This window comes from Microbacterium wangchenii (assembly GCF_004564355.1).
Classification (GTDB): Bacteria; Actinomycetota; Actinomycetes; order Actinomycetales; family Microbacteriaceae; genus Microbacterium; species Microbacterium wangchenii.
Map to the genome: position 1 here is coordinate 2,943,832 of NZ_CP038266.1, position 16,153 is coordinate 2,959,984.

At 72.8% G+C, this 16,153-nt stretch carries 17 protein-coding genes; 2 read left to right on the top strand and 15 right to left on the bottom strand.

Going from position 1 to position 16,153, the window contains the following annotated elements; genetic code table 11:
- Positions 1–114 precede the first annotated feature (114 nt).
- The 10 genes from E4K62_RS14295 to E4K62_RS14340 all read right to left on the bottom strand — a co-directional run bounded on the left by E4K62_RS14295 (position 115) and on the right by E4K62_RS14340 (position 10,102).
- Positions 115–588 (bottom strand): MarR family winged helix-turn-helix transcriptional regulator, encoded by a 474-nt coding sequence (locus E4K62_RS14295; RefSeq protein ID WP_167747799.1) that lies wholly within the window; start codon positions 586–588, stop codon positions 115–117.
- Between the two features lie 59 nt (positions 589–647).
- Positions 648–1,205, bottom strand: coding sequence for an NYN domain-containing protein (locus tag E4K62_RS14300; RefSeq protein ID WP_135068567.1), 558 nt, complete (start codon positions 1,203–1,205; stop codon positions 648–650).
- A gap of 122 nt (positions 1,206–1,327) precedes the next feature.
- Positions 1,328–2,761: a phenylacetate--CoA ligase family protein gene (locus E4K62_RS14305; protein ID WP_135068569.1), complete on the bottom strand. Its 1,434-nt coding sequence runs from the start codon at positions 2,759–2,761 to the stop codon at positions 1,328–1,330.
- The gene (locus tag E4K62_RS14310) at positions 2,754–3,362 is read right to left on the bottom strand and encodes a phosphohydrolase (protein ID WP_135068571.1); all 609 of its coding nucleotides are present in this window, start codon (positions 3,360–3,362) and stop codon (positions 2,754–2,756) included. Before E4K62_RS14310 ends, E4K62_RS14305 begins: the two co-directional genes overlap by 8 nt.
- Positions 3,355–5,178 (bottom strand): vWA domain-containing protein, encoded by a 1,824-nt coding sequence (locus E4K62_RS14315; RefSeq protein WP_135068573.1) that lies wholly within the window; start codon positions 5,176–5,178, stop codon positions 3,355–3,357. The genes E4K62_RS14310 and E4K62_RS14315 overlap by 8 nt, the downstream gene beginning before the upstream one ends.
- Positions 5,175–5,819 (bottom strand): potassium transporter Kef, encoded by a 645-nt coding sequence (locus E4K62_RS14320; RefSeq protein ID WP_240742705.1) that lies wholly within the window; start codon positions 5,817–5,819, stop codon positions 5,175–5,177. Before E4K62_RS14320 ends, E4K62_RS14315 begins: the two co-directional genes overlap by 4 nt.
- Positions 5,816–7,387 carry an AAA family ATPase gene (locus E4K62_RS14325; RefSeq protein WP_135068577.1) on the bottom strand — a complete coding sequence of 524 codons (1,572 nt, stop codon included), beginning with the start codon at positions 7,385–7,387 and terminating at the stop codon, positions 5,816–5,818. Before E4K62_RS14325 ends, E4K62_RS14320 begins: the two co-directional genes overlap by 4 nt.
- A gap of 9 nt (positions 7,388–7,396) precedes the next feature.
- Positions 7,397–8,467 carry an AAA family ATPase gene (locus E4K62_RS14330; protein ID WP_135068579.1) on the bottom strand — a complete coding sequence of 357 codons (1,071 nt, stop codon included), beginning with the start codon at positions 8,465–8,467 and terminating at the stop codon, positions 7,397–7,399.
- Positions 8,460–9,074: a nicotinamide riboside transporter PnuC gene (gene pnuC / locus E4K62_RS14335; protein WP_135068581.1), complete on the bottom strand. Its 615-nt coding sequence runs from the start codon at positions 9,072–9,074 to the stop codon at positions 8,460–8,462. The genes E4K62_RS14330 and pnuC overlap by 8 nt, the downstream gene beginning before the upstream one ends.
- A gap of 35 nt (positions 9,075–9,109) precedes the next feature.
- Positions 9,110–10,102, bottom strand: coding sequence for a hypothetical protein (locus E4K62_RS14340; RefSeq protein ID WP_135068583.1), 993 nt, complete (start codon positions 10,100–10,102; stop codon positions 9,110–9,112).
- 90 nt (positions 10,103–10,192) lie between these two features.
- Between E4K62_RS14340 and E4K62_RS14345 the strand changes: the two genes are divergently transcribed.
- The gene (locus E4K62_RS14345; protein ID WP_135068585.1) at positions 10,193–11,392 is read left to right on the top strand and encodes a pyridoxal phosphate-dependent aminotransferase; all 1,200 of its coding nucleotides are present in this window, start codon (positions 10,193–10,195) and stop codon (positions 11,390–11,392) included.
- A 146-nt stretch (positions 11,393–11,538) separates the two neighbouring features.
- On the opposite strand, the gene E4K62_RS14350 is transcribed toward E4K62_RS14345, so the two are convergent.
- Genes E4K62_RS14350 through E4K62_RS14370 form a run of 5 tightly spaced genes read right to left on the bottom strand, consistent with a single transcriptional unit; the run spans position 11,539 to position 15,203 of the window.
- Positions 11,539–12,675 carry a UDP-N-acetylmuramate dehydrogenase gene (locus E4K62_RS14350; RefSeq protein WP_135068587.1) on the bottom strand — a complete coding sequence of 379 codons (1,137 nt, stop codon included), beginning with the start codon at positions 12,673–12,675 and terminating at the stop codon, positions 11,539–11,541.
- A gap of 3 nt (positions 12,676–12,678) precedes the next feature.
- Positions 12,679–13,074 carry a MaoC/PaaZ C-terminal domain-containing protein gene (locus E4K62_RS14355; RefSeq protein ID WP_135068589.1) on the bottom strand — a complete coding sequence of 132 codons (396 nt, stop codon included), beginning with the start codon at positions 13,072–13,074 and terminating at the stop codon, positions 12,679–12,681.
- Entirely contained in the window at positions 13,071–13,523 is a 453-nt protein-coding gene (locus E4K62_RS14360) for an FAS1-like dehydratase domain-containing protein (protein WP_135068591.1), read from the bottom strand. Before E4K62_RS14360 ends, E4K62_RS14355 begins: the two co-directional genes overlap by 4 nt.
- A 37-nt stretch (positions 13,524–13,560) precedes the next feature.
- Positions 13,561–14,355, bottom strand: a complete 795-nt coding sequence (locus tag E4K62_RS14365) for a sulfite exporter TauE/SafE family protein (RefSeq protein ID WP_135068593.1) — start codon at positions 14,353–14,355, stop codon at positions 13,561–13,563.
- Positions 14,352–15,203 carry a DUF2510 domain-containing protein gene (locus E4K62_RS14370; RefSeq protein WP_135068595.1) on the bottom strand — a complete coding sequence of 284 codons (852 nt, stop codon included), beginning with the start codon at positions 15,201–15,203 and terminating at the stop codon, positions 14,352–14,354. The genes E4K62_RS14365 and E4K62_RS14370 overlap by 4 nt, the downstream gene beginning before the upstream one ends.
- Positions 15,204–15,314: 111 nt before the next feature.
- Here E4K62_RS14370 and E4K62_RS14375 point away from each other — a divergent pair, with 111 nt between their 5' ends.
- On the top strand, positions 15,315–15,950 hold the full coding sequence (locus tag E4K62_RS14375) for an NADPH-dependent F420 reductase (RefSeq protein WP_135068597.1): 636 nt from the start codon (positions 15,315–15,317) through the stop codon (positions 15,948–15,950).
- The last annotated feature ends 203 nt before the right edge of the window (positions 15,951–16,153 follow it).

Consider the following 16,153-nt stretch of genomic DNA (forward strand, 5'->3'; position numbering starts at 1 on the left):
CGCCAAACGGCGGGCCTCCATGGCCCCTTCGGCGAGAGTATCAAGTGACTAGATATTGATCAAGTTTGATGACACAACAAATGTCTCGTGCTCACTGCGGGGGTCCGCGCGGAGCTATCGGGCAGGCGAGGAGATGGGGCTGCCCAGCCCCGCGGCGGCGAGGCGCAGCAGTGACATCAGCTCGCTGCGCTGCTCACCGGTCATCTCCTGACACATCTGGTTCTCCAGGTCGTTCGCATCGCGTTCGCACGCGTCGATCACCCGGCGCCCCTCGTCGGTGAGCTCGATGAGGAGCACGCGTCCGTGGTCTCGGGAGGGGTGGCGCTGCACGAGCTCGCGCTCGAGCAGCCCCTGCACGATCTGGTTGCCCGCCTGCGGTGTCACACCCGTCCACCGCGACACTTCGGCGCTGGAGAGGTTCGGCAGCCGCTTGAGGGCGAACATCGCGACGTACTCCGCGTGGCTCACGCCGTGCTCCTGGATCCGCCGCTGCAGCTGGCCGGAGAACTGCTTGGACACGTGCCGCAGCGCGTGCCGCAGCGTCGGCTCCGGGCTGACGGAGGGGGAGGGTTCCACACGACGTGTCACACACCGATCAAACCACCACATCGCCCCTCCGGGGCGTTCGCCGGCGTGACGCGGCGGGATCAGCGCAGGAACTGGGCTGGGTCGAATTCGTCGATCGGGATGATCCGCACGCGCGGCAGCTGCGCGTCGAAGGCGCCGACGTCGAACTCGAGGTCGTAGAAGCGCAGGCCGGGGATGGCGGCGAAGGCGGAGTTGCGGAACTCTTCGAACGCCAGCACGCCCAGGCGCCGGGATCCGTCGGCGAGCGCGCCGACGTCGTCGACGAAGTCACCATCGTGGCTGACGAGCATGACGTCGTCTTCGCGGTCGCGCAGCGCCTGCAGCGTCCGCTGGATGGCGATGTCGACGACCTTCTCGTGCTGCTCCCCCGACAGCGGCACCGGCTGGTAGCCGATCGCGAGCAGGGCCTGCACGAACGGCATCGGGAGGTTGGTGGAGGCGTTCAGGAAGAACAGGCCCCGCACCTCCTGGTTCCACGCGTCGGCGGCGAAGCTCAGGATGCGGTCCCACCGCGGCCGCTCCTCCGGCTGAGGACGGCGCCCCAGGATGGAGCCGCCCAGAGTGGCGTCGATGTTCTCGCCGTCCACGAGCACCCATGTCTTGCGGTCCTCGACCACGGCAGCCTCCTCCGCGCGCAGCGCGCACCCGCCTCATCCTATGCCGCGGCATCCGCCCGTCCCGCGGCCGCCCCGTCCATCCGTCGGCCGCGAGACTGCACGGACCCGACGAGACCGCGGCCTTATGTCGCGGTCTCGCCGGTGGGCAGCAGTCTCGCGGGGATGGGGGCGGGGGTGGGGGTCGCGGCGGGGGTGGGGGCGGGGGCGGCGGAGCGGTAGCGGCGGGGCTTGCCGTCGCCGAGGTCGGCGACGCGCTCGACGCGCTCGACCTCGAGCGGCTGGCGGAGGAGGGCGCGGAGGGCCTCGGCCACGGCATCCGCGTCGCCGCCGGCGATGCGCGCCCGCACCCGCCCGTCGGCGGACTGCTCGACGCTCCACCCGTGCGCGCCGTGCGCCTGCAGCTGCTGCGTGAGGTCCACGCACGGGATGCGGCCGCCCTCACCGCTGACGAACACGGTGTGCTCGCGGCCCTCGAGATCCGCGATGCCGACACCGCCGCCGGGAAGCGGCACGAGCCGCCCGAAATCGCCGGTGCGGTAGCGCACCAACGGCAGGAGCGGGTTCTCCCCCGCCGTCACCGTGATCTCCCCCACCTCGCCCTCGGCGACCGGACGCCCGTCCGGGCCGAGGGCCTCCACGAGCACGCGACGATCGAGCACCCGGAAGGGCCCGTCGTCGGTGCGCACGGCGAGGGGGCGGGTCTCGTGCAGTCCGTACACGTCGAAGACGGGGCATCCGAACGCCGCCTCCAGGTCGGCCCGCAGCGGTGCGGCCAGCGCCATCGCCCCCGAGAACAGCGCCAGCGGCCGGACGACACCCCGCAGGTCGGGGGCGAGGAGTTCGGCGAGGCTGGTCGGGTTGCCCGTGATGACCTGCGGGTCGGCGTCGCGGAGGAAGGCGGCGCGGTCGGATGCCGCCTCCCACGCATGCGCGGCGAGGTTGAGCCGCGCCATCGCGCGCTGGTCGAACCCGCTCACGAGCGACACGTACGTGAACGCCTGCCGCTGGTGCACGACCGAGACCAGCGCGAGACGCTCCCCGTCCGGTCGCCAGTGCACCCCGGCACCGGACACGAGCCCGACGAGGTGGTGGAAGCCGCGGGCGACCTCTTCGACGTCGTCGGGAATCCGCAGGGCCGCGCCCGTCGACCCCGAGCTCGTGCCGTGCAGGATGCGCCCGAGGTCGGCGTCCAGCGGCACGAACGCGGCGATGTCGGCGGCCAGATGCGCGCGGCCGATCGGCGGGAAGTCGGCGAGGGTGTGCAGACCCGGCATGCCCCGGTAATAGAGGAGCCTGCGGGCGGTCTCGAGGTGCTCCGCCAGCCACCCCTGCGTCGGCAGCGGCGTGCGCACCCGGTCGAGCATGTCGGGCGTGACGCGGTCACCGGTCTCGTGCACCCACCGCGGGGCGGCGGGATGTGTCCGCCAGCGGTGCAGGCGAGCCGCTCCGGCGGCGTCCATCGTGGGCCACCGCTCGGCGTCGGTGAGCACCGCCGCCCCGCCCGCGGCGTACTCGGCGAGCGCGAGCGGATCGTCGGATGCGACAGGGTCACTCACTGGAGTACCTCGCGGCAGCCTCCCTCGCCCGCGCCTCGTTGAGTCGGCGCGCGATCTCTGCTCGGTGCCGATGAGCCTCGTACGCCTCGGCGAGTGCGCTGTTGCGGCGCAGGGAGTCGCGCGCCTCCAGCAGCGCCCGCGCGGTGGCCGCATCCTCCCCCGCGGGGAAGTGCCCGCACCACAGCAGGAACATGCGCACGGCCTCCTCGCGACGCTCCTCGTCGGAGAGCCACTCGAGCGGGTCGGTGACAGGCGCCAGGCGCAGCGCGAGCACATCGACGGCGGATGTCCCGGTGACGTACTGCAGCGGAGGATCGAACGGCTCGACGGTGCTCTCACTGGCCAGGAGCCACAGGGCCAGCGCGGCGCCCTGGCGGACGCGCCGGTCCTGCGCATACGAGGCGGCCACGACGGGACGGCCCAGCACGTCACCGGCGAGCGCCTGGATCGAGACGCGATCGTCGAGGAACGCCCGCGGCACGCTCGACAGGCGCGCGGCGACGGCGGCGAGCGAGGGTCCCGGTCGCGCGGCCGCCCATGCCGCGTCGTCGGACTGCGCCATCGACACCCACACCTCGAGCAGTTCGCCGGACTCAGCCATGCAGCACCTCCGCCAGTCGTGCGCACACGCGGGGTGCGTCATCCATCCGCTCCAGGTACAGGGTGTCGTAGCCGGCTTCGCGCGCGAGCGGCTCGATGCGGCGCGCCCACGCCAGGACGACCAGCGTGCCGGTCGTGAGTTTGCCGCGCGTGGCGGCCGCGACCCCCGCGAACGGCTCGTTCCCGTCGCCGAACATCGAGGTGAGCCCGTCGTCCGACAGCACCACGAGGTGCCGCCGCTCGCCGTCGCGCGGGGGCGCCAGCGGCGCGTACCGACGCTGGAGGAGGTCGAGCGGGAAGGACGTCGAGCCGCCGAAGTACTCCGCGAGGTCGCCGACGACGCGGGCCGGATCGCGGACGAACCCATCGCCGCCGGCGACCTGTCCGGGGCCGGAGAAGCTCGTCACCCGCACGCGCCCGCCTCCCCGCAGCACCGAGAGCGCGAGGATCATCCCGGCCAGCACCGCCGGGGAGCCGGTGCGCGGGCGCGCCATGGAGCCGGAGGAGTCGATGTACAGGTCGAGCTCGACGCTGCCCTCCTGCGGCTCGGGGTCGTCGTCGAGCCAGGATCGGCGCCGCGTGGTGACCCCCGGGACCACGTCGGCTCCGGCCTGCAGCGTCGCGGCCCAGTCGAGGTCGGAGAGGTCGTCGCCGCTCTCCCACTTCTCCAGCGGGCCGGGCAGATCGGATGCGGGGCGCGCGGGGATGCGCTGGGTCACCGGACGCACCCATGGCGCCGCCTGCGCGCGGTACCACGCGGCCACGACGGCGTCGGGATCGGACGCCGCGTACAGCTCGAGCGTGCGGGCCACATCCAGCCGCTGGCCGCGGCCCGTGCCGTCGTCGGCGCGTCCGGCGCGGTCGGGTATCGCCCCGTGCAGGCGGGGGTCGCCCAGCACCCGGCCGAGTTCGCCGGCGGTCGCGGGTGCGTCGTCGGCGGCGCACGCTCCCCCGGGCACGCCGGCGGCGCCGCCCGAGCGGCGCTCCTCCACGAGGTAGGGGGCGGCCAGCACGCCGAAGCGCAGCGCGCCGCCCACCGGGTCGGCCGCGAAGGCGCGCACGATCCCGGCGAGCAGATCCGCGTCGAGCACCGGATGCGTCGTGATGGCGCCGTCCAGCTCCGCCGCGACCCGCTCGGCCTCCCGGCGGGCTGCCCGCAGGGCCACCTCCTTCTCGCGGAATCGCTCCGGGATCTTCTCCAGCGGGACCTCCGTGATCCGCGCCCGTGCGGTTGCCGCGGGGGGAGCTGCCGGCGGATCCGGAGTCGCCAGCGCCCCGGGCGGAAGGTTCCAGAGCAGTTCGTAGGTGCGCAGGTACAGCCACCACAGGCGGCTGGACGATTCGCGCGACGGGCGGTACAGGGCACGCCCCAGCCGGACGATCCCCGGCTCTGCTCCCTCGCCGTCGCGTCGCCGCTGGAGCAGGCCGACGCGCGTGTTCACGAGGACGTCGGTCCACAGGTTGGACAGCAGCGCGACATCGTCGTCACGCACCGATTCGGCCCCCGATGCCACAAGCGCCCGGGCGAGCTGATGGCGGATCTTGAGGGCATCGATGCGGGTGCTCGGCGCCAGCACGTGGTGGCCCAGTTCGTGGGCGAAGACGCTCTCCAGCTCACCCGCGCCACCGAGCTCGCGCACTCTCTCGGTGTCGACGGTGATCGAGGGCGGGAAGGTGAACCACGCCGGAGCGCCCTGGCCGGCTCCGGGCCTCAGCTCGGCGTCGTGCATGTGCACGCCCCACAGCGCCAGCGCGCGATCCCACGCTGCACGCGCGTCGCCGATCAGCGGGATCGACGTGGCCGCGCCCGGCGTCACGCGGCAGCCCGCACGTGCACCCACGCCAGGTAGGAATCGGGCAGGCACACGATCGAGGCGGGCCCGGCAGCGCCGGGGGCCTCGGGCTCCGCGTCCAGGCGCGACAGCTGCGACCCCCACACGTCGGCGTCCAGTCGCCACCACTCATCGCCCGCCTGGATGGCGAACGCGCCTTCCGCACTCAGCGTCATCCCGGAGACCGGTGGCGCCACCCAGGCACCGCCCAGTCCCGCGAACCCGCCCACGGCGCACACGTACCCGCTGGCGGCGGCACGCCCCGGCCACCAGAAGCGGTCGGTCCGCTGCCGCTCCGTGAACGCGTCGAGCTCGCCCGGCTCCAGGCCGAGAGCCGCGGCCGCGCCCGCGCGCCCCGCCGCCTCGAGGGTGGCGATGCGGGCGAGCGCGTCGTCGCGGTACGCCAGTGCACCCGATCGCCAGGCCGCGATCCCCGCCAGCGCGACGACGTCGTCGGCCCCGCCGGCCGCGCGCAGGGCGTCGGCGATGCCGGCGGCGAACCGCTCCGGATCGCCGCCGGCGCGGCGCACGTTCCGCCCGGCGACGGCCCAGTCCACGTCTGCGACCGGCTCCGGCGCTCCGGAGGGCGGGCTCTGGTCGGCGAGGTGCCCCGGCAGTCGGTTCACCGCTGCCGCTCCACCCATCGGAGGTAGGCCGTGTAGCGCTGGTGAAGGTACTTCAGGCTGGTGAGGTCGTCGAAATCGCGCCCGTACAACTTGCCGGTGACCGAGATCGCCCGCACGCGGGCCTCGATCTCCGTGATGCGGCGGGAGGCGTCCACGGCGCTCAGCCCGTCCAGCCCGCCATCCAGCTGGGTGAGCAGATCGCGGACAGGGTCGTGGTGGCCGCGGCCGAGGGCGTCGAACTGACGGCACGACTCGGCGAAGAGGTCGGCGAGCCAGCTCATGAGATCGGTGGCGAGCTCCCGCTCCGCCCCGACGTCGAAGCGCGCATGCGTGGGGTTGGGCAGGAGCTTGCCGCGCAGCACGAAGGGCAGCACGGCGCCGACGTCGTCGACACCGACGGCGTCGCGCCCGCGGAACCAGGCGATGGCCTTGGCGTAGACGATGAGGGTCTGCAGCGCCCGGACGGAGAGCCCATTGATCGACTGCGCGCCCAGGTCGGCCGCCAGATCGGCCCCCGAGTTCGCCTCGATCGCCTCGGCCACGCGCCCGCCGGCGGTGGTGACGGTGTCCTTCGTGCGGTACTCGAAGCGCCGCCCGCCGGCCTGGACGAACTCGAAGTGGCTGAGGAAGAACTCCAGCCGTCGCCGCACCTGCGCCGGTACCGGCACGGCCCGGATCGCCGCGCGCATGCGGCTCTGCTCGTCGGGCGCGAAGACCAGCTCTGCGGGGACGTGCTCCTCGGGCTTCTCCCCCGCCTCCACGCGCGCCACCAGCTCGTCGAAGAACCGGCTGTTGAAGCTCGCGGCCTGGACGGTGACGTCCATCCGGTCGCGCAGTGCCTGGATGACGGGGAACGTGCCGCCGCCGGCGTCGTCGTTGGCGGTGAAGAACCAGCTCTCCACGCCGGAGGGCGGGGCGGTGCGATGCATCTGGTCGTGGCTTTCGACGTACCCCTCCGCCACCATCGTCAGCAGTGCCGACTGCGTCTTGGTGGGGATGCGGTTGTACTCGTCGATGATCTTGACCGGGCGGGTGAGCCAGTCCCGCCACGCGATCCCGATCTCGGCGAGGCTCTCGGCGTGAACCAGGTCTCGCGGCAGCGGGATGCCGACGAGGTCGCTGATCGTCAGCTGCGGCTGCCCCTGCTGGACGCCGCGGCGCACCTCCTCCGCCGATGAACCGGCCAGCACGCCCATCAGCACGGCGACGGTCGTCTTGCCGCGGCCGGGGCCGCCGATCAGCAGGCACTTCCCGCCCACGGCGAAGGTCAGCAGCGGAAGCAGCACGTTCGAGGAGAACGACGGCTCGGTGGGCAGCGTGAGCTCGGCGCCCGCGTCGCCGAGCGGGAAGCTCACGGGGGCGCCGGTGGAGAACTCCACGTCGTAGTAGGGCGAGATGACGGCGCGGTTGACGATCCAGTAGTAGGTGCGCCGCAGCTTCTCATCCAGTGGCACGTGGATGTCGACGTCGGGTTCGCGGAACAGGTCCTCCGCGGTGAGCTGGGACACCCCGGCGGATGCGGACGGGGTCGTCGGTGATTCGGAGACCTTGTGCCAGCGATCCGCCATTTCGCCAGCCTATCGGCCGGCCCGGCGCTGCAGAGCGAGCTGCTCCTCGAGGGGCCGCCCCTCCAGCGGCGCGGTGAACGCCAGTGCTCGCGCGAGGGCGTCGTGCACGGCCGGAAGGGCCTCGCGCACGCGCGTGGCGACGTCGCCGCGCACCTCCAGCCAGGGCACGGGCTGCCCCTCGAGCGCCGCGCGGAAGCGGGCCTGCATGTGCGCGCGGATGTGCTCGCCGTCGCGGGTGCCGTCCTGGACGAAGGGGATCTCGTCGCCGGTGAGCACGTACAGCGCGGGCCGGTGCCCGGCGGCGCGCGAGAGGATGCGCGGTGCCGGTGCACCCACGTACCGCTCGTGCCAGAGGGCGGTGGCGAGCACATCGGTGTCGCACACGAGCACCGGCGCCGGCACGCGTCGCAGCGCCGCATCCTCCATCGCGATCTGCCGGTCGACGATGAGGTCGAACTCGTCGCTGCGCCACGGGGCGGCGAGCCCGCCCGCACGCGTGACCGACAGCTCGCGGCCGTATTCGGGCACCCAGTGCGTGCCGAGTTCGTCGGCGAGGGCGGCGGCGAGGGTCGTGGACCCGGTGGATTCGGCGCCGAGCACCACGATGCGCGCCGCCAGGCTCGCGCGCACCGCGGGTGCGAGCTCGTGCCAGTGGGCGGCGAGGTCGGCGCGCACCGCCGTGCCCGACACGGGATTGCGCACGCGACCGGGGTCGACCTGCACCCACGCCGCATGCAGTCGCTTCGCCAGTTCCTCCCCGTACGCATCCGAGGTGAAGACGGCGTCGACGGGGGCGTCGAGGGCGCCCGCGATGACGGCCGTGTGCGCGTCCCACGCGGTCTCGGAGGCGAAATCGACGGGGGTGTCGTCGACGAACGCGACGACGTGCGCGGTGGGGTGCTCTTCGCGGATCCACTGCTCCCGCGTGGCGACGGCGACCGACTCGACCGACGACCCGATCAGCTCGACGGTGACCCGATCGCACGCGCGCAGGGCCGTGCGGATGAGGTGGGAGTGCCCCGCTTGCAACGGGTAGAACTTCCCCACGATCAGGCCGTGGTGGAACCGCCGCTCAGGCACGCGCGTCCGCTGCATCCGTCCGGGTGTCCGCCGCGGTCTCGGCCCCCACCCGCCGCCACGACCGCCATCCGAACACGCACAGCGCGATGAACAGGGCGTACAGGGCGGCGACGACCCACAGGCCCGTGACGATCGACAGCGCGACGAACGCGATGTCCACTCCGATCCAGACGAACCAGTTCTCCAGCCACTTGCGGTTGAGCATGTACTGCGCCACGAGGCTCGCCGACGTCGTGAGAGCGTCGGCGACGGCGACCTGCGAATCGGTGAAGGTCGACAGCACCCACGTCAGCAGGGCGGCGCCGGCGACACCGGCGACGATGAGCCACAGGATGGCTCGGCGGGGCGTGCGGGCGATGTAGTGGCGATCGTGCTCGACGCCGCGCGTCCACCGCCACCACCCGTGCACGCCGAGGGCGAGGTACACCAGCTGCAGCGCGGCCGCGGCGTACAGACCGGCGGGCAGGAAGACGGCGAGGAAGACGACGTTGTTCGCGATGCCCACCGGGTACGTCCACACGTTGCGGCGCGCCGCCAGGAACACGCATGCGGCGCCGGTGGCGAACCCGACGATCTGCATCCACTCCGCCAGAATCCACTCGATCACCCGACGAGCCTAGGGAACCGGCGGGCGCAGGTCCGTCAGCCGGCCTGCAGCAGCGTGGCGAGTTCGGGCGGCGCGGGCACGGCACGCAGGCTCGGGTCGACCAGGCGGCGGCATCCGTCGAGTTCGACGGTGAACGACGCGGATGCGGGCTGCCCGGCGATCAGCGGATGCGCCACCGCCAGACGGGTCGCCGTGCTGCGGCACGCGGGCGCGTCGGTCGCCGGCGCGCCAGCGGCGGCCGCGGCCGACGCGACAGCGGCACGGGCGTCGTCGGCGCCGAGCGTGCCGGCCCCCGTGAAGGCGCCCTGCACCGCGGTACCGGTCTCGTAGCGACACACCAGGAGTGCGTCGATCTCGGCGGCGGCCGGCAGCGGGGCCGGCTCCCACGGGATCGTCGCGACCTCCTCGGGCTCGGGCGCGGGTGCCGACACGTCGAGCCCCGCCCCGTCCGCGAGCACCAGCATCCCCGCCTGCGTCGCGCATCCGGCGGCATCGGCGGCGCGCGATTCCACGAGCACCGCGGGGGTGAAGGTCTCCTCGGTCAGCCGCAGGCGCTCGATCGCGGCGTCCACCGCGGCGACGGCGCCGGGCTGGGGCTGACCGCATCCGTCCGCCGGGTAGGCGACCCGGACGTAGTGGCTTTGCGCGTCCGCGAGCCAGAACTCCGGCCCGGCGTACCCGATGGCCGTGCACGCGCCGAACCACCGGGCTCCGTCGGGCTCGGCCAGTGCCGCCAGCAGCGGCCCCAGGTCGCCGTCGAATCGCTCCAGCCGCGACCCCGACCACGTGCCGGCGTGGTCCTCGTCGGTGGCGTACGGGTCGCACCGGTACACCGCCACCGGGTCGAAGCCGTCCGGCACCGCCCCCGCCACCACGGTGGGGCCGGGGTCGGAGAAGGCCTCGGTGCACGTGATCTCGCCGACCGCCGTCGCATCCGGACGCGGCACGGGAAAGCCCGGAATGCCGGCGCAGCCGCTGAGCATCGCGGCCAGGACGACACCGGCCACCAGCATCCGTGCGCGCCGCATCGCCACCCCCTCCGCGTCACGATATGCCACGGCCCGCCGGCGGCGGGCAACGACCCTGTAACGAACGCCGCGCGCCGGTAGGCTCGTGCCGTGACATCCCGCGCCCCCCTCTCCCGCAAGCTGTCCGCGATCGCCGAGTCCGCCACGCTGAAGGTGGATTCGAAGGCCAAGGCCCTGCAGGCCGCGGGGCGTCCGGTCATCTCCTACGCCGCTGGCGAGCCCGACTTCGCCACGCCGCAGTTCATCGTGGATGCCGCGGCCGAGGCGCTCGCCGACCCCGCGAACTTCCGCTACACCCCCGCCGTGGGCCTTCCCGTTCTGCGCGAGGCCATCGCCGCCAAGACGCTGCGCGACTCCGGCCTGGAGGTCGAGGCGTCGCAGGTCATCGTGACCAACGGCGGCAAGCAGGCGGTGTACCAGGCCTTCCAGACCGTGGTGAACCCCGGCGACGAGGTGCTGCTGCCGGCGCCGTACTGGACCACCTACCCCGAGGCCATCGCGCTGGCCGACGGCACACCCGTCGAGGTGTTCGCCGGGGCCGATCAGGACTACAAGGTCACGGTCGAGCAGCTCGAAGCCGCCCGCACCGACCGCACCACGACGCTCGTGTTCGTGTCCCCGTCCAACCCCACCGGCGCCGTCTACACGCCGGAGGAGACCAAGGCGATCGGCGACTGGGCGCTCGCGCACGGGCTGTGGGTCATCACCGACGAGATCTACCAGAACCTCGTGTACGACGGCGCGCACGCCGCATCCATCGTCGAGGCGGTGCCCGACCTCGCCGGCCAGACGATCCTCGTGAACGGGGTCGCCAAGACGTACGCCATGACCGGATGGCGCGTGGGCTGGATGGTGGGGCCCGCCGACGCGATCAAGGTCGCCGCGAACCTGCAGTCGCACCTGTCCAGCAACGTCAACAACATCGCCCAGCGCGCCGCGCTCGCGGCCCTCAGCGGACCCCAGGACGAGGCGGAGGGCTTCCGTCTCGCCTTCGACCGGCGCCGGCGGCTCATCGTGTCGGAGCTGGCGAAGATCCCCGGCGTGACGGTGCCCGAGCCCCTGGGGGCGTTCTACGTGTACCCCGACGTGACGGGTCTGCTCGGCCGCGAATGGCGCGGCAAGACGCCGACCACCTCGCTCGAGCTGGCCGACCTCATCCTGGAGGAGGCCGAAGTGGCCGTCGTGCCCGGTGAGGCGTTCGGTCCCAGCGGCTACCTGCGCCTGTCGTACGCCCTGGGCGACGACCAGCTGCTCGAGGGCGTCCAGCGCCTGCAGCGCCTCTTCGCCTGACCCGGGCTCTCCGCTCGGAGGCCCGGGCCGCCCGCATCCGCGAGACTGCGCGCACGTGTCGAGACCGCGACATCATGTCGCGGTCTCGCCGGTGGCGTGCAGTCTCGCGGATGGTGGGTGGGGCGGCGGGCGGGCGGGGGCGGGGGTCAGAGCTCGACGTTCACCAGCACCGGCTCGGGCTGGAGGAGGAGTCCGAACTCCGACTGCACGCGCTGCTGCACGAACCGGGCGAGCTCGGCGAGCTCCTCGGCGCTCGCGCCGCCCCGGTTGGTCAGGGCGAGCGTGTGCTTGGTCGACAGCCCGGCACGGGACCGCGGCAGGCGGAAGCCCTTGCCGAGCCCGGAGTGCTCGATGAGCCACGCGGCGCTGACCTTCACCTCGGGTGCGGCGGCGGCGAGGGCCGGGACGACCCCGTCGAACTCGGCGAGCGGGATCACCAGCACGGTGTCGAGATCGGGCGACACCGGCCAGCGGGGGCACTCGGCCGGCAGCGTGCGCGCGAACGCGTCGGAGACGATCGCGTTCTGGAAGAACGATCCGGCGCTGGTGGTGTCGGGGTCGCCCGGATCGAGCACCATCCCCTTGCTCCGGCGGATCGCGAGCACGCTCTCGCGCACGTAGCTCAACGGCACGGCGGCGTCGGGGGCCAGACGCAGCGCCGTGCGCAGCTGCTCTCCGGCGATCGGGCGCGCCCGGTCGCCGACCTCTTCCAGCTCGAACGTCACGCTGAGGATCGCCGCGGAGCGTGCGGGGACCGAGCCGTAGTGGTGCTTGAGCACCGACGTGCGGAAACCGAGCCCCAGCTCGGATGCCGGCACGACCGACACGTCGCCGGTGTGCTCGTCCAGCAGCTCCACCTCCACGAGTGTCTGGACGATCTCCTGCCCATAGGCGCCGATGTTCTGCACCGGGGCGGCCCCGACGGTGCCGGGGATGCCCGACAGCGCCTCGACTCCGCCGAGCCCCTCCGCGACGGTGTACGCCACGAGCTCGTCCCAGTCGTGGCCGGCCTGCACACGAAGCCGCGCGGTGCCCGGGCGCGATCCGGGAAGCCGCTCGATGCCCCGCGTGCGCACGAGCACGACCGTGCCGGGAAACGGCTCGTCGCCGACGAAGAGGTTCGAACCGCCGCCCACGAGCAGCCACGGGTCGCCGTCGGCCCACACGGACCGCAGCGTCGCGATCAGCTCGTCGGTCGTGGTCGCTTCGACGAGGCGGTGGGGTGCGCCGCCGGTGCGCAGCGTGGTCAGCTGCGCGAGGGGGACGGGTGAGAGCTCGGGCATGGGTCAGGCGCGCACGCGCACCTGGGCCTTGCCCAGCACGGTCGTCTCGGCGTGCGTCACCGTGAGATCGATGCGCACGACGTCTTCATCCACCGCGCCCAGCTTCGCCACGATGTGCAGATCGGCGCCGTTGTCGGGGTGCACCACGACGGGCCGCGTGAAGCGGACGCCGTACTCCAGGATCCGGCCGGGATCCCCCAGCCATTCCCCGATCGCGCCGACGGCGATGCCCATCGTCAGCATCCCGTGGGCGACCACTCCGGGCAGCCCGACCTCGGCGGCGACGTCGTCGCGATAGTGGATGGGATTGAAATCCCCGGATGCTCCGGCGTAGCGCACGAGCGATTCCCGCGTCAGGTGCACCGTGCGCTCGGCGACGACGTCTCCCACGGCGCTCATGCGGGCTCCCCCGATCCGACCAGGAGCACCGTCGTGGCCGTCACCACGTGCGCGCCGGCGGCATCGGTCATCTCGGTCTCGCTGGTCACCATCGCGTTGCCTCCCACGGTGCGCACCCCGCCGACGGTGAGCGTCGCCGTCAGCTCGTCTCCGGCGACGATGGGGCGCGTGTAGCGGAACCGCTGCTCGGCATGGATCGTCCGGGCCAGTTCGATGCCCGCATCCGGCTCGCTCAGAAGCTGCTGCAGAGTCAGGTCCTGGATGACCATCGCGAAGGTCGGCGGTGCGACGACATCGGCGTACCCGAGCGCGCGCGCCGCGTCCGGATCGGTGTGCGCGGGCGCGTCGGCGAAGACGGCGCGGGCGAACTCGCGCACCTTCTCCCGGCCGACCAGATAGGGAGCGGTCGGCGGGAACGTCCGGCCGACGAGCTGGGGATTGACGGGCACGCGTCCAGTCTACCGAGGGCGTCGGGGGCGACCGCGGTCAGCGCTTGCGACCGCGAACCGCCTTGATCGCCATCTGCACGGCGATGAAGACCAGGAACGCTGCGAACAGGATGTTGCCGACGAACGGATCGACGATCGTCGCCAGCCACGCCCCCACGGCCGTCGTGGTGCACGCCGCGAGCCCCACCAGTCCCGCCGCGGCGAGGTCGACGTTGCGGCGGCGGAGGTTGCCGATCGTTCCCGAGATCGCGGTGGGGATCATCATCAGCAGCGACGTGCCCTTGGCCTCCAGGTCGCTCGTGCCGAACAGCAGCAGCAGCGCCGGCACGACGATGATGCCGCCCCCGACTCCCAGAAGCCCCGCGAGGACACCCGTGATGAGGCCGAGTGCGGCCAGACCCGCCCCCGTCAGCCATGTCAGCTCGAGCGTGGCCTCGCGCGAGGGGATGACGAAGAAGAGGCTCACGATGACGCCGACGAGGAAGGCAACGAAGGCCCACCGCAGCGCCGTCTGCGACATGCGGGGCAGGAGCCACGTGCCCACCTGCGCACCGATGACCGCGCCGGCGGCGAGGATGAGCGCCGGGATCCACGCGACCGAGCCGGAGACGGCATAGGAGATGACCCCCACCGCGGCGGTCGGGACGATCGCTGCGAGCGACGTGCCGGCGGCCCGGCGCTGGTCGAACCCGAGCAGCAGGACCAGCAGGGGGACGATGACCGTGCCGCCGCCCACACCGAACAGGCCGGAGAGGAGTCCTGCGAGCAGGCCGATGCCGACGCACGCGAAGACGAAGCGCGCACCCCGGCGCGGAGGCGCGGACGCGTTCATCCGGCGTACTCGAGGGCGTCGATGGCCCAGCGGTCGCCCTCCAGCACGAGTTCGTAGCGCAGCGTGTCCTGCACCGGCTCCGGCTGGTCCAGCGGCTCGCCGTTCTGGTCGTACAGCGAGTCGTACGTCTCGAGCGTGACCACCTCGATGCGGTCATCGCTGAGGACGGTGACCTCGGTGACCTCCAGGTCGTAATCGTCGGTGGACAGGCCGAACGATTCGGCGTCGGCGGCGAACGCCTCGCAATCGGCCACGCCGATGCTCTCGCGGTACGCCTCGGTGGTCGATCGCTCGTAGGCGTCGCAGTCCGCGTCGCCCCACGCCTCGTCGTAGAGTTCGACCGCTTCGACTGCCGCCGCCTCTTCCGGGCTGCCGGTGGTCGCCGCAGTCGTCGTGAACAACCCGACGATGATGGGGACCAGGATGAGGGCGAGCACGATGAGCAGCAGCACCACGCCGCCGAGCACCGTCCACAGGATCCAGAGCTTGGACTTGGGCTTGGACTGATCCGGCGCCGGGGGTCCGGGCTGCGGCGGCATGCCGACGGGGGCGCCGGGCTGCGGGGCTCCCGGGTACTGCGGCGGGTAGGCGGGGCCTGCCGGCGTCGCGGCATCCGATGCGGCGGGGCCGTCGATGACAGGCGCCGCGTGGGCATCCGACGTCACGGGAGCATCGGCGGACTCCGCGGGTCCGCTCGCCCCGGGGGTGGCCGCAGCGGGTGCCGCATCCGCCTCGGCCGCGGGCTCCGGAGCCGCCTGCGGCTGCACGTGCTCGGTCCACTGCGCACCGTCCCACCAGCGCAGGGCGCCATGGCCGTCGTCGTACCATCCGGGGGGTGTCGTGCTCATGAACCGTCTCGTTTCGGCGGGATGCGGAGTATTCCGTTCACCCTATCGCCGCGCCCGCACCGCGACCGTCGCCGCGGGAATGAGCCGGGACCACCCCGGGTTGGCACCGCTATGACTCGTGTGGGCATCATCGGAGCAGGCAACATCGGTTCGACCCTGGCGCGCGGGTTCGCCGCGCGGGGATACGACGTCGTGATCGCCAACTCGCGCACTCCCGACACCCTGTCGGATCTCGTCGCCGAGCTGGGCGATCGTGTCACCGCGGCGACTGCCGAAGAAGCGGCGGCGGCAGGTGATTTCGTCGCGGTCGCCGTGCCGATGGCCGCGTACGCGTCCCTCCCAGTGGCGCCCCTCGTCGGCAAGATCGTGCTGGATACGACCAACTACTACTGGGAGTTCGGCGGGCACATCCCCGCGCTCGACAGCGGCGACACGACCACATCCGGTCTGGTTCAGTCGCACTTGGCCGGCGCGAAGGTGGCCAAGGCGTTCAACCACATCCGCAGCGGAGACATCCTCACCCACGGCAGGCCGACCGGGACGCCCGGCCGCCGCGCGCTCGTGACCTCGAGCGACCACCCGGAGGCTGCCGAACTGGCCGCGCGCGTATACGACGAGTTCGGCTACGACACGGTGAACGTCGGACCTCTGAGCGAGAGCTGGCGCGTGGAACGCGATCAGCCGGCCGCCGCCTCGCCGCAGACGCGGTCTGAGATTCAGCAGAACCTCGCTCGCGCCACTCGATAGAAGCGCCACGCGAGGGAGGGGGAGGTTCGCGGCCCCCGGCGGCGGAAGCCACTGCCGACGGGGGCCGTCCTCCCCACGGGCCGAAGAGACGCGGTGACCCGAACACCGGTCTGCGGCTGATCCGCGGGGGTCGAACACCACGAACGTATCCCGGCGAGAGCGGTCGCCCCGGGCCGTTGACGCACGGCGGGCGAACCTGATAC